Source organism: Actinomycetota bacterium, from assembly GCA_005888325.1.
GTDB lineage: Bacteria > Actinomycetota > Acidimicrobiia > Acidimicrobiales > AC-14 > AC-14.
On the sequence record VAWU01000024.1, the window covers coordinates 139,278 to 151,720 of the forward strand.

Annotated in this window: 11 protein-coding genes; 2 read left to right on the top strand and 9 right to left on the bottom strand. The window is 71.6% G+C overall.

From position 1 onward, the window contains the following. Window positions 1–154 precede the first annotated feature (154 nt). Genes ilvD through E6G06_08850 form a run of 6 tightly spaced genes read right to left on the bottom strand, consistent with a single transcriptional unit; the run spans window position 155 to window position 6,082 of the window. Window positions 155–1,837: a dihydroxy-acid dehydratase gene (gene ilvD / locus E6G06_08825; protein TML91890.1), complete on the bottom strand. Its 1,683-nt coding sequence runs from the start codon at window positions 1,835–1,837 to the stop codon at window positions 155–157. Window positions 1,838–1,867: 30 nt separating this feature from the next. Beyond that, window positions 1,868–3,283: an Asp-tRNA(Asn)/Glu-tRNA(Gln) amidotransferase subunit GatB gene (gene gatB / locus E6G06_08830; protein TML91891.1), complete on the bottom strand. Its 1,416-nt coding sequence runs from the start codon at window positions 3,281–3,283 to the stop codon at window positions 1,868–1,870. Then, window positions 3,280–4,698 carry an Asp-tRNA(Asn)/Glu-tRNA(Gln) amidotransferase subunit GatA gene (gatA, locus tag E6G06_08835; protein ID TML91892.1) on the bottom strand — a complete coding sequence of 473 codons (1,419 nt, stop codon included), beginning with the start codon at window positions 4,696–4,698 and terminating at the stop codon, window positions 3,280–3,282. Before gatA ends, gatB begins: the two co-directional genes overlap by 4 nt. Then, window positions 4,695–4,997: an Asp-tRNA(Asn)/Glu-tRNA(Gln) amidotransferase subunit GatC gene (gatC, locus tag E6G06_08840; GenBank protein ID TML91893.1), complete on the bottom strand. Its 303-nt coding sequence runs from the start codon at window positions 4,995–4,997 to the stop codon at window positions 4,695–4,697. Before gatC ends, gatA begins: the two co-directional genes overlap by 4 nt. Window positions 4,998–4,999: 2 nt before the next feature. Next, window positions 5,000–5,758 carry an alpha/beta fold hydrolase gene (locus tag E6G06_08845; GenBank protein ID TML91894.1) on the bottom strand — a complete coding sequence of 253 codons (759 nt, stop codon included), beginning with the start codon at window positions 5,756–5,758 and terminating at the stop codon, window positions 5,000–5,002. A gap of 15 nt (window positions 5,759–5,773) precedes the next feature. After that, on the bottom strand, window positions 5,774–6,082 hold the full coding sequence (locus tag E6G06_08850) for a 4Fe-4S ferredoxin (protein ID TML91895.1): 309 nt from the start codon (window positions 6,080–6,082) through the stop codon (window positions 5,774–5,776). Between the two features lie 50 nt (window positions 6,083–6,132). Here E6G06_08850 and E6G06_08855 point away from each other — a divergent pair, with 50 nt between their 5' ends. Further along, window positions 6,133–6,540, top strand: coding sequence for an SCP2 sterol-binding domain-containing protein (locus E6G06_08855; GenBank protein ID TML91896.1), 408 nt, complete (start codon window positions 6,133–6,135; stop codon window positions 6,538–6,540). A gap of 57 nt (window positions 6,541–6,597) precedes the next feature. On the opposite strand, the gene E6G06_08860 is transcribed toward E6G06_08855, so the two are convergent. The 3 genes from E6G06_08860 to E6G06_08870 all read right to left on the bottom strand — a co-directional run bounded on the left by E6G06_08860 (window position 6,598) and on the right by E6G06_08870 (window position 11,972). Next, a complete protein-coding gene (locus E6G06_08860; protein ID TML91897.1) occupies window positions 6,598–8,124 on the bottom strand; it encodes a multidrug efflux MFS transporter in 1,527 nt (508 codons plus the stop codon). A gap of 239 nt (window positions 8,125–8,363) precedes the next feature. Continuing rightward, window positions 8,364–9,242 carry an SDR family NAD(P)-dependent oxidoreductase gene (locus tag E6G06_08865; protein TML91898.1) on the bottom strand — a complete coding sequence of 293 codons (879 nt, stop codon included), beginning with the start codon at window positions 9,240–9,242 and terminating at the stop codon, window positions 8,364–8,366. Between the two features lie 12 nt (window positions 9,243–9,254). Beyond that, window positions 9,255–11,972: a PASTA domain-containing protein gene (locus E6G06_08870; GenBank protein ID TML91899.1), complete on the bottom strand. Its 2,718-nt coding sequence runs from the start codon at window positions 11,970–11,972 to the stop codon at window positions 9,255–9,257. 55 nt (window positions 11,973–12,027) lie between these two features. Here E6G06_08870 and E6G06_08875 point away from each other — a divergent pair. After that, a partial coding sequence (locus tag E6G06_08875; GenBank protein ID TML91906.1) for an HIT family protein occupies window positions 12,028–12,443 on the top strand: 416 nt, incomplete at its 3' end.

A 12,443-nucleotide genomic window follows, 5' to 3' on the forward strand; every position in this document is an offset into this window, starting at 1 on the left:
TGGAACTCGCAGCTCGGGAAATGAAACGACCTCCCGGCTGGGAGGTCGTGGGCGCACGCGCGAGCGTTGGGTCGGCGTGCGCTAGGTGATTACTACGAGGGTCGCGGGGCGAGGGGACATCAGCGCCGAGTGTAGACCATCGTGCCCGCCGCCGTCACGGCTCCGTCACTGCCCCTCGCTCGGCACCCGTGACCAGACGGGCGTACTTCGCGAGCACGCCAGAGGTGTACCGGGGCTGGGGCAGCTTCCAGTCGGTTCGGCGGCGCGCCAGCTCGCCCTCGTCGACGAGCAGGTCGATGGTCTGGGCCTCGGCGTCGATGACGACGCGGTCGCCGTCGCGAACGAACGCGATCGGCCCCCCGTCGACGGCCTCCGGCGCGACGTGACCCACGCAGAAGCCGTGGGTGCCTCCCGAGAAGCGACCGTCGGTGACGAGCGCGGCATCGGCGCCACGGCCCGCGCCCTTCATCGCGCCGGTGACGGCCAGCATCTCCCGCATGCCCGGGCCGCCCTTCGGTCCCTCGAAGCGGATGACGACGACGTCACCGGGCTGGATGCGTCCGGCCATGATCTCGGTCATGGCCCCGTCCTCGCCGTCGAACACGCGCGCCCTGCCGTCGAAGCGCAGCTGGTCCATTCCGGCCACCTTGACGACGGCCCCCTTGGGCGCGAGCGAGCCCTGGAGCACGGCGATACCGCCCTGGGTGTGGATGGGATCGGTGAGGGGGCGCACGACCTCGCCGTCGGGCGCCGGTGGTGAGAGCACCCGCAGGTTCTCCTCCATGGTGCGACCCGTGACCGTGAGGCAGTCACCGTGCAGCAGGCCCGCGTCGAGCAACGCCGCGAGGACGACCTGCACCCCGCCTACGCGGTCGAGATCGACCATGTGGTACCGGCCGTGCGGCTTCATGTCGGCGATGTGTGGCACACGCGCCGCCACCCGGTTGAAGTCGTCGAGCTCCAGGTCGACGCGGGCCTCATGGGCGATGGCGAGCAGGTGGAGCACCGCGTTCGTCGAGCCACCGAGCGCCATGACGACCGCGATCGCGTTCTCGAAGGCCGGCTTCGTCATGATCTGGCGGGGACGGATGTTGGCTTCCAGCAGCCCGATCACCGCGCGGCCGCTCTCGAATGCGAGGTCGTCGCGACGAGGGTCGACCGCGGGCGCCGACGAGCTGCCCGGCAGGCTCATGCCGAGCGCCTCCGCCACCGACGCCATCGTGTTGGCCGTGAACATGCCCGCGCAGCTGCCCGCGGTCGGGCAGGCGTTGCGCTCGATGAGCGCCAGCTCGTCCGCGGTGAGCGCTCCCGCGGCATGGGCCCCCACCGCCTCGAACACGCTCACGATGTCGAGCGCCTCGCCGTGCGCGCCGCGACCGGGCAGGATCGATCCGCCGTAGAGGAACACGCTCGGGAGGTTGAGACGGGCCGCGGCCATCAGCATCCCGGGCAGCGACTTGTCGCAGCCCGCAAAGGTGACGAGCGCGTCGAAGCGCTCCGCGTGCATCATCGTCTCGACGGAGTCGGCGATCACCTCGCGGCTCACGAGCGACGCCCGCATGCCCTCGTGGCCCATGGAGATGCCGTCGGACACCGCGATCGTCATGAACTCGATCGGAAACCCGCCCGCGGCCCGCACACCCTCCTTGGCCCGCTTGGCCAGCCGGTCGAGGGTGAGGTTGCACGGCGTGACCTCGTTCCAGCTGCTGGCCACGCCGACTTGAGCCTTGCCCCAGTCGGCATCGGTCATGCCGATCGCCCGCAGCATCGCCCTCGCCGGCGCCCGCTCGGGCCCGTCGGTGACCTCGTGACTGCGCGGCTTCATCCCGTCACCCATGGCGAGAGGTTATCTGCGTCGCCGCGGGACCTACTCCGCCGCCCGCAGACGTAGGAGCGCGGTGACCGCGCCGCCGTCGGCCTTGTTCTGCGTGGCTCTCATCACCTGGCCCACGAAGAACCCGGTGACCTTGGCGTCGCCGGCCACGAACTTCGCCCATGCGTCGGGATTGGCGGCGATGACCTCGTCGACGACGCTCGCGAGCGCGTCGTCGTCCATCGACTCGAAGCCGCGCGCCTTGGCGATGTCGTCGGGAGCCGCACCCGTGGCCTGCACCTCGGCCAGGACGACCTTGGCCTGGGTCGCGGTGAGCGCGCCCTCGACCTGCATCGTCACCACGCGCGCGAACGTGACGGGGTCGAGCGGTTGCGCGATGTCGACGTTGTGCTCGGCGTGGGTGAGGGCGACGCGCGGGTCCGCGCCCGCCTCGATGGTGGCGAGCAGGAGCCCGTCGAGCTCCTTCTGCACGGCGACGGCGACGTCGGCGGGCCTCACGCCGGCGACGCCCGCGAGCGCGGCCCGGCGCGCCGCCGGCAGCGCCGGCAGCGAGGCGACGACGTCCGAGATCCACTCGTCGGTCGGCTCGAGGGGCACCAGGTCGGGCTCGGGGAAGTAGCGGTAGTCGTACGCCTCCTCCTTGGAGCGCATCGAATGCGTGCGACCTTCACCCTCGTCCCAATGACGCGTCTCCTGCACGACCCTCTCGCCGGACTCGACGAGGGCGATCTGGCGGGCGGCCTCGTGGTCGATGGCGCGTACGAGCGATCGCAGCGAGTTCATGTTCTTGATCTCGCAACGGGTGCCGAGCTCCGACGAACCCGCCCGCCGCACCGACACGTTGGCGTCGATGCGCAGCGAGCCCTCCTCCATCTTGCCGTCCGACGCGCCGGTCGCCACGAGGATGGCGCGCAGCTCGCTGACGTAGGTCTTGGCCTGCTCGGCCGAGCGGATGTCGGGGGCGCTCACGATCTCGACGAGGGGCACGCCCGCCCGGTTGTAGTCGACGAGCGAGTGGTCGGCACCGTGGATGCGCCCGGTCGCGCCGGCGTGGGTGGTCTTGCCCGTGTCCTCCTCGATGTGGGCGCGCACGATGCCGACGTGGGTGCCGTCGGGCAGCTCGAGCGAGCCGTCGACGTTGATCGGTTGGTCGTACTGGCTGATCTGGTAGTCCTTCGGCATGTCGGGATAGAAGTAGTTCTTGCGGTGGAAGATCGACGGCACCACCGAGCATCGCAACGCAGACCCGATACGGATTGCCAGCTCGACGGCGTAACGGTTCAGCACGGGGAGCGACCCGGGCAGGCCCATGCAGGTCGCGCACACATTCGTGTTCGGCTCCGATCCGAACTCGTTGCGGCACCCGCAGAACAGCTTGGTCAGGGTCCGTAGCTCGGTGTGCACCTCGAGCCCCACGACCGTCTCCCACGCGGTGGCGATCGTCGTCACGTCAGGCTCCGCTCGAGAGCTGCGGCAGCGCGGAACATGACCGGCTCGCCCAGCGCCGGCGCCAGCAGCTGCACGCCGACGGGAAGGCCGTCGTCGCCCGTGCCGTACGGCACGGAGATCGCCGGGTGGCCGGCGAGGTTGGACGGGATCGTGCACACGTCGCTCAGGTACATCGTCAGTGGATTGTCTGTCTTCGCTCCCAACGCGAAGGCTGTCGTGGGCGCGGTCGGAGCGAGCAGGAGGTCGTAGTCGGCGTAGGCGGCGTCGAAGTCGCGGATGATGAGCGTGCGCACCCGCTGGGCCTGGCCGTAGTAGGCGTCGTAGTAACCGGCGGAGAGCGCGTACGTGCCGAGCATGATGCGGCGCTTGACCTCGGGCCCGAAGCCCTCGGCGCGCGTCTCGTTGTACATCTCGGTGATGTCCTCGCCGTCGACGCGGAGGCCGTAGCGCACGCCGTCGTAGCGGGCCAGGTTGCTCGATGCCTCGGCCGGGGCGATGAGGTAGTACGCGGACAACCCGTGGACGGCGGCGGGCACCGAGACCTCATCGACCGACGCGCCCTCCTTCTCGAGCGCGCGTGCCGCGATCTCGACCCGCGCGACCACATCGGCGTCGATCTCGTGCATCAGCTCGCGCACGATGCCGACGCGCAAGCCCTCGACGCCGTCGTTCAGCCCTCCCGTCACCTGGGGTGCCGGCGCGTCGATCGAGGTGGAGTCGAGTGGGTCGTGGCCGCCGATCGCCTCGAGGAGCGCGGCGGCGTCGCCGACCGACGACGCGAGCGGCCCGATCTGGTCGAGCGACGACGCGAAGGCGATGAGCCCGTAGCGCGACACCGCGCCGTAGGTCGGCTTCACCCCGACCACGCCGCAGAGGGCGGCGGGCTGGCGGATGGAGCCGCCCGTGTCGGAGCCCAGGCCGACCGGCACGAGGCCGGCGGCCACCGCGGCGGCCGATCCTCCGCTCGACCCGCCCGGCACCCGCGTGCGGTCGTGGGGGTTACGCGTCGGACCGAACGCGGAGTTCTCGGTGGACGAACCCATGGCGAACTCGTCGAGGTTCGTCTTGCCGATGACGATCGCCCCTGCGGCGCGTAGACGGGTGACGACGGTCGCGTCGTACGGCGGACGCCACCCTTCGAGGATGCGCGAGGCGCAGGTCGTGGGCACGCCACGCGTGCACATGTTGTCCTTGAGCGCGACCGGAACCCCGGCAAGGGGGCCGGGATCGCCGCCGCTCGCGACCACCCGGTCGACCGCGTCGGCTGCCGCCCGTGCCTCGTCGCCCATCACGGTGAGGAAGGCGTGCAGCTCGCTCTCGCGCCCCGCGATGCGCGCCAGGTGCTCCTCGACCACGTCGCGCGCCCGACGCGACCCGGAGCGGACCTCGCCGGCGATCTCGGACGCGCCCGTCAAGGCGCCTCGCTGATGATGCGCGGGACCCGGATGCGGCCGTCCTCGACCGCAGGGGCCTGCGCCAGCACCTCGTCGCGGTCGAGCGGCGCGACGACGACGTCGTCGCGCAGCACGTTGCGCAACGGGAGCGGGTGCGCGGTGGGCGGCACGTCGGTCGTGTCGAGGGCGGCCACGTCAGCCGCGTGGTCGAGGATCGCACCCAGCTGCTCGGTGAATCGCTCGAGCTCGTCGTCGGTGAGCCTCAGCCGGGCGAGACGGGCAACGTGGGCGACGTCGTCGCGCGTGATGCGTCCGCCCATGCTCAGAACGACGTGACCTTGAGGGCGAAGTCGACGGCGCGCGCCTCGATCTCGTCCTTGTCGTAGTCGAGGGTGGCGACGTGGTAGCTGCGCTCGAGGGTGACCCGTTCCACGGGACCCGAGACCCGGCTCGCCAGGATGTCGCTCGAAACCGGGGGCACCACGTGGTCCTGCGGGCTGTTCATGATGATGACCGGGCAGTGGATGTCGCCCAGCTTCGGGTACAGCCCGTCGCCGGCCTCGCAGAGCGAGAGCAACGGCGCGAGTGGCGTGGCGTCGTAGGCGAGCTCGTGCCCGGCCGGGTCGGCGACGTCGTTGCCCACCGCGGGCATCGTCGTGTGGCCGTCGGCGAGCAGCTGGCGCATCATCTGGCGGAACGACTCCGCGGGTGGGTCGATGGCGGCGTTGACCGCGACCACGCCCGCGATCTCGGGATGGTGCGCGGCCAACCACACCGCCAGCGTCCCGCCCATCGACAACCCTGCGACCACGACCTTCTCGCAACGGCTCGCCAGCTCGTTGTACGCGACCTCGGCGCAACTCGACCAGTCGGCCCACGTGGTCGCCTGCATGTCGTCGATCGTCGTGCCGTGACCCGGGAGCAACGGCAGCTCGACCGCGAAACCGGCGGCCCCGAACGCCCGGGCCAGGCCGCGCATCGACTGCGGGCAGCCGGTGAAGCCGTGGACGACGAGCGCGCCATGGGGCCCTCCCGCCGCAGAGAACGGCTCGGCACCCGGAAGGACCGCGGATTCACTCATTGTGGAACTCCTGTCTCATACGTAGGGGTCCTCTCGGCTCAGGGGCAGCTCCCACCAGTCGTCAGGCGTGGGAGCGGGCACGGGGTCCTCGTAGATGCAGTCGACCGGGCAGACGGGGAGGCACTTGCCACAGCCCGAGCAGAGCTCGGGGACGATGATGACGTCGAGGCCGTGATTGAAGATGGCCCCGAACTGCGGGGGACAGTGACGCAGGCAGGTGTCGCAGTTGATGCACTCCGACATCTCGATGCGCAACGCGGGCAGCTTCCACTTCGGGTTGCGCTCGTGCGAGCCCACCCGCTCGGTGCGTGTGCCGGCTGGCATCGCCTGAGGCTACCGTGCCCCGAAACACCCGCACATCGGAGGAAGTCGACGTGGCGAAGCACCCGTTCTTGAGCCAGGAGTGGATGGACGAGGCCCGTAAGGTGCGGGAGGAGTACAAGGACAGGACACCCCCCATCGCCCATCAGGTGCGCATGAACCAGGTCATCACCGAGGTTCCGTTCGGCGAGGGCACGCTGCAGTCGCACATGGACACCACCTCCGGCGAGCTGGTCATGGAGGAGGGGCACCTCGACGAGGTCGACCTCACCGTGACGCTCGACTACGCGACGGCCAAGGCGATCTTCGTCGAGGGCAACCCGCAGGCCGGGATGCAGGCGTTCATGGCGGGCAAGGTCAAGGTGCAGGGTGACATGAGCAAGCTCATGGCCATGCAGCAGACGACCCCCGATCCGGTCGCGGCCGAGATCCAGCAGCGCATCCAGGACATCACCGAGTGACGGTGCTGACCGAGTGACGGTGCTGACCGAGTGACGGTGCTCACCCGGTAGCAGTGCTCACCCGGTAGCGAACGCCTCCACCGCGTCGCTCGCCGGCGCCGGCGCGCCGTCCCCCCGCGGCGTACGCCGCACGAACACGGCCGCGACCAGGCCGAGGGCGGCGACCAGGCCGGCGAGCAGGTACGCCTCGTGGTACGACGCCACGAGGCCCGCCTCGCGCTCGCGTGCGGCCTGCACGGTCTGGGCGATCTGGATGCCGGCCACGATGCCCATCTGGGTGATGAGCTGCTGCGTCGCGCCCGCGATGCCGAGGTGGTCGTCCTCCACCGCGTTGGCGACGCTCGCGGCCATGGAGGGCAGCGCCACGCCGAGGCCCACGCCCGCCAGCGCGAGTGCCACCATCACGGCGACGTCGGCGCTGCCGGGATGCACGGCCTGCCAGGCCGCGGCCGACGCGCAGACGCACAGCGCGCCCGTCACGGCCGCGGTGCGCTCGCCGAGCCTCACCGCGAGGTAGCCCGCCGCCGGCGCGCTGAGGGAGAACGACAGCGGTCGGGCGATGGTGAGCAGGCCGATGCGCGTCTCGCCGTAGCCGAACGCCTCCTCGAGGAAGAGGGGCGTGAGGATGAAGCTGCCCATGTACGCGAAGTTGAGGAAGAACTGCACCGCCATGGGCACCGAGAAGTTGCGGCGCGCGAACCACGCCAGGGGCATCAGGGGGAAGGGAGCCCGCCGCTCGATCGCGACGAAGACCGTCATCGCCAGCGGCGACAGGACGAACGCGGCCACCACACCCGGGTGGTCCCAGCCCCAGACCGGGCCGCGGTTGAGCCCGAAGAGCAACGACGTGACACCCGCGGCGAGGGCGAGCGCGCCGGAGAGGTCGAGGGGTTGGCGCTCACCCTGGCCGGTCTCGGGAAGGACGATCGCGGCCAGCACGAGCGCGGCGAGCGTGAGCGGCACCTGCGCCACGAAGATGACGCGCCAGCTCACGTGCTCCACGATGGGCCCGCCCGCGACCACGCCGAGGACGGGAGCGCCCGCGCCGACCAGCGACCAGAAGCCCATGGCCTTGACCCGATCGCCTTCGGGGAACGCCCGCATGATCAGGGCCATCGAGGCGGAGCCGGTCGCGGCGCCCTCGGCTGCGCCGAACACCCGGAAGGTGATCAGCGATGCCGCGTTCCAGGCCACCGCGGTGAGCGCGGCGAACACGATGGCACCGGTCAGCCCGAGCAGATAGACGCGCTTCTGTCCCCAGATGTCGCCGGCCTTGCCCAGCGCGGGCCCGACCACCCCGAAGGCGAGGAGCGGCCCGGTGATGATCCACGTGAGGGTGGCCGTGTCGGAGTGGAGGTCGGCCGCGATGCGGGGCAGCGAGACGGTGAGGATGGTGATCGTGAAGCCCACTGAGAAGAGCCCGGCGAGGGTCGTCCAAAGCACCCACCAGCGCTCGTTGTCGCCGTCCCTGATCCGGCGCACGACGCGCTCGCGGAACAGCAGCGGCCACGGGACGACGACGACCTCGTCGGCTCCCGGCGCCTCGATGGGCATCCGCTCGCCCCGGTCGCCCGACTCACCCACCGGAGGCAACCTAATCGGCGCCCCGGAGCCACAGGGCGGGGAGCCGGAGTCGAGCGCGACGAAGGGCCGTCGGGGTGGCGGCGCACACGGTGGCTGGGGAACACCGTCGCACCGCCTCCCACGGCGGCCCTCCGTCCTCCTAACCTATCCTTCCAGATTCGCACGCTAACGGCAGCCGTCGCACGGCCGTCAGGCACAAACGAGAATTGACCCGATGAGACTAGCCTGCGCGCGGTCTGCTACCCGAGCAGCTTCTTCATCTCGGTCTGGAGCTCGGCCACGGTCCAGCGATCGTCCTTGTCGATGGAGTCGGTGAGCGTCCACGGCTGGAAGTTCTGGACCTTGCCCCCCTGGACGAAGAAGACCTTGCCGGAGGCGGGGCAGCCCTCGGTGGCCAGCCAGGCGACCAGGGGCGAGATGTTGGCCGGGTTCCAGATGTCGAACTTGGCCGGGTCGTCGGGCGGCTGCACGATGTCGCCCAGCCCCGGCGTCGCCTCGGTCATGCGGGTGCGCGCCGCGGGGGCGATGGCGTTGACGCGCACGCCGTAGCGGTCGAGCTCGAGCGCGGAGATCACGCTGAAGGCGGCGATGCCCGCCTTGGCCGCGCCGTAGTTGGTCTGCCCGGGATTGCCGAGCAGGCCCGAGGTCGACGAAGTGTTGATCACCGCCGCCTTGACCGGCTGGCCCGCCTTTGTGCGCTCGCGCCAGTACGCCGCCGCCCACCGCGTCGGCACGAAGTGGCCCTTGAGGTGGACGTGGATCACCGCGTCCCATTCCTGCTCGGTCATGTTCACGAGCACGCGGTCGCGCAGGATGCCGGCGTTGTTCACGAGCACGTGCAGGTCACCGAACGCCTCGATCGCGGCGTTGATCAGGCGCTGGCCTCCCTCCCAGTCGGCCACGTCGTCGGCGTTGGCGACGGCCTCGCCGCCCATCCCCTTGATCTCGTCGACGACCTGCTCGGCCGCAGTGCGGTCGTCGCCCGACCCGTCGATGGCGCCGCCGAGGTCGTTGATGACGACCTTGGCGCCTTCCTGGGCGAAGAGGAGTGCGTGCTCACGACCGATGCCACGGCCGGAGCCGGTGATGATGGCGACGCGTCCGTCAAGTGCTCCCATGGGCGGGAGACACTAGCCCGTGTAGAGATCGACCCCTGAGCCGCGAGCCACCGTCGCGCCCGCGCCCGGGAGCGTGGTGAACACCTTTCGGTTCGGCGGCCCGAAGACATTGGTGACCGAGAGACCGACCTGCTGCATCTTGGCCACCGCGGCATCCACGCTGAGCCCGCCGACCGACGGAACCTTCACGACGTCGGGGCCTTTCGACACGATGACGGTGACCGTGGAGCCGCGCGCCACGTTCGTCCCCGCGGAGGGGTTCGTGCCGATCACCTTGCCGGCAGCCACGGTGTTGCTGAACTGATCGGCGCGGGCCGGCGTGAGCCCGAGCGCGCTGAGCGCGGCGGACGCGTCGGCGTACGTCGTGCCAGTGAGGTCGCCGATCGGGCGCGGCGCGGGACCGGAGGACACCGTGAGGTCCACGGCCGTGCCCTTCGGCAGCGTGCTCTTCCGGGGCGACCAGTCGAGCACGAGGCCCTTGGTCGCGTTCTCGTCGGGCCTCGGCGTCACCGTGCCCACCTTCAGGTCGGCGGCCTGCAGCGCAGCGGTGGCCGCGCCCTGATCGAGGCCTGCGAGCCCGGGCACGCGCACCGGCGACGGTCCCCTCGACACCGTGATGGTGACGGTGGACCCCTCCTTGCGCGAGGCGCCCGCGTTGGGATCCTGCTCGGTGACCTGCCCGGGCGTGGTGCCGTCGACGAACTTGCGCTGCTTGCGGACCTTGAACTGCAGCGGCCGCAGCCGGGCGTCCGCCCGCTGCTCGCTGAGGTTCTCGACGCGGGGCACCGGATGGGTCGGGACGTTGGCCTGCACCCACGCGTAGGCGCCGCCGACACCCGCCAGCGCGGTCACGAGCAGGGCGAGGAGGACCCACGGCCAGCGCCGGCGCCGGGCGGGCCCGACCGCGCCGGGCGGCAGCTCGGCGGGAGGCGCGGCCGCGGGCGGGCGGGTGGGGCCGAGCGGCCCGACCGCGGTGCGGTCGTGGCTGATGACCTGCAGCGTCTCGTCGGCGACCACCGAGCCTGCGAGCGGCAGGGGACGGGGCGCGGGCAGCTCGCGCGCGGCGGCCTCGAGGGCACGCGCGAACCCAGCCGCGTCGGGCCGCACGCCGGGCTCGGGCCGTCCGGCCTGCTCGACGACCGCCTGCAACGGTCCCATCGACTCGGGGGCGACGAGCGGCGTCTCCAGCCGGGCCATGAGCGTGGCGATGGTCGTGTCGGCCGCGAACGGCACCTCGCCGGTGACCGCCTCGACGAGCACGACGGCGAGGGCGTAGACGTCGGCCCGCCCGTCGATCGACGCGCCCCGCACCTGCTCGGGCGATGCGTAGCGCACGGTGCCGAGCACGGCGCCCGCCGGCTCGGTCCAGGCCGCCTCGGCCAGCGCCCGGGCGATCCCGAAATCGGCGATGCGCAGGCGGCCGTCGTCGTCGAACAGCAGGTTGGCGGGCTTGACGTCGCGGTGGACGAGCCCGCGGCGGTGCGCGTAATCGAGGCCATGTGCCGCCTGGAGCCCGACGAGCACGCCCTGCGAAGGCGTGAGGCGGTGGCCGCGGTCGAGGACGGCCCGGAGGCTGCCGCCCCCGAGGTGCTCGCACACGAGGTAGAGCGTCTCACCGTCGTCGCCCCAGTCGAACACCGCCATCACGTTGGGGTGGCTGAGCGCGGCCGACGCCCGTGCCTCGGCCTGGAACCTGCGCACGAAGCCCTCGTCGTCGGCGAGCGCGGGGTGGAGGACCTTGACCGCCACGCGCCGGCGCAGGCTCACGTCCTCCGCGAGGAAGACGTGGGCGGACGCGCCGGTGCCGATCGGGGCCAGCAGGCGGTAGCGACCACCGAGCACGCGGCCGATCTGGTCCACCAGTCGGGTGGGGGCCACGGGCGGAAGGCTACCGTTCAGATGTCCCGACTTGGGGGAACCGCCCGTTCTGAGGAGAATGGTGACGGTGCACTCGTGAGCGACACTGTCCGACGAATCATCATCTCCGTGATCGTGGCCGCCGCGCTCGTCGGGTTGGCGGTCGGCTTCTCCGGGGCGCGGAAACCGGAGGAGGTCGTCCAGCCGGGGGTGGACCGCATCTACCCGACGCCCGGCGACCTCGACCTGCGCCAGGTCAAGATCGGCGCGGTGCTCAAGGCGGGCTACGAGGGGGCGCTGATCCTCGACGGGGCCGAGATCCCCGAGAGCGACCTCTACCGCGAGCCGTCGCTCTACCAGATCGAGTTGCGCCCCGAGAAGGGCAGCATCTTCGCCGACCTCAAGCCGGGCCGGCACTGTGCCTCGATCGTGTTCTGGCCCGCGGCCCAGGGCCGCCGGGCCGCGGCCACCCAGCAGTGGTGCTTCAACCTCCACTGACACATGGCGGCGGGCACCCGGGTGCTGCGCACCACGCCCGCCGCGTGCCGGTGGGGTCCCCTGCCCCACCGGCGCGCGTTGTGTCTCGGCTGACATTTGGCGGCGGGCACCCGGGTGCTGCGCACCACGCCCGCCGCGTGCCGGTGGGGGCCCCTGCCCCACCGGCGCGCGTTGTGTCTCGGCTGACACATGGCGGCGGGCGCCCGGGTGCTGCGCACCACGCCCGCCGCGTGCCGGTGGGGGCCCCTGCCCCACCGGCGCGCGTTGCGTCTCGGCTGACATTTGGCGGCGGGCGCCCGGGTGCTGCGCACCACGCCCGCCGCGTGCCGGTGGGGGCCCCTGCCCCACCGGCGCGCGTTGCGTCTCGGCTGACATTTGGCGGCGGGCACCCGGGTGCTGCGCACCACGCCGAGCGATGAGTGGCAGCTCTGTGCCCGGATGCGTGTTCTGTCAGATCGTCACGGGAGAGATCGCGGCGCACGCGGTGCTCGACGAGGAGCGGACGATGGCATTCCTCGACGCCCGGCCCGTCTTCCCCGGCCACTGCCTGCTGGTGCCGCGTGCCCACTACGAGACCCTGGCCGACCTGCCGGCCGACCTGGTCGAGCCGGTGTTCGCCTCCGCGCAACGCTTGGCCCGCGCGGTCGAGGCGGGCATGGGCGCCGACGGCACCTTCGTCGCGGTCAACAACCGGGTCAGCCAGAGCGTGCCCCACCTGCACGTGCACGTGGTGCCCCGACGGCGCAAGGATGGCCTGCGCGGCTTCTTCTGGCCGCGTCAGAAGTACGAGAGCGACGACGCGATGGCCGCGACTGCAGCTGCGATTCGCGCCGCCCTTCGCGACCC

Bases quoted from the DNA above. Each gene is read 5' to 3' on its own strand.
- ilvD (TML91890.1), bottom strand. From the start codon at position 1,837: ATGGGTGACGGGATGAAGCCGCGCAGTCACGAGGTCACCGACGGGCCC.
- gatC (TML91893.1), bottom strand. From the start codon at position 4,997: ATGGGCGGACGCATCACGCGCGACGACGTCGCCCACGTTGCCCGTCTC.
- E6G06_08845 (TML91894.1), bottom strand. From the start codon at position 5,758: ATGAGTGAATCCGCGGTCCTTCCGGGTGCCGAGCCGTTCTCTGCGGCG.
- E6G06_08850 (TML91895.1), bottom strand. From the start codon at position 6,082: ATGCCAGCCGGCACACGCACCGAGCGGGTGGGCTCGCACGAGCGCAAC.
- E6G06_08865 (TML91898.1), bottom strand. From the start codon at position 9,242: ATGGGAGCACTTGACGGACGCGTCGCCATCATCACCGGCTCCGGCCGT.
- E6G06_08870 (TML91899.1), bottom strand. From the start codon at position 11,972: ATGTCAGCCGAGACGCAACGCGCGCCGGTGGGGCAGGGGCCCCCACCG.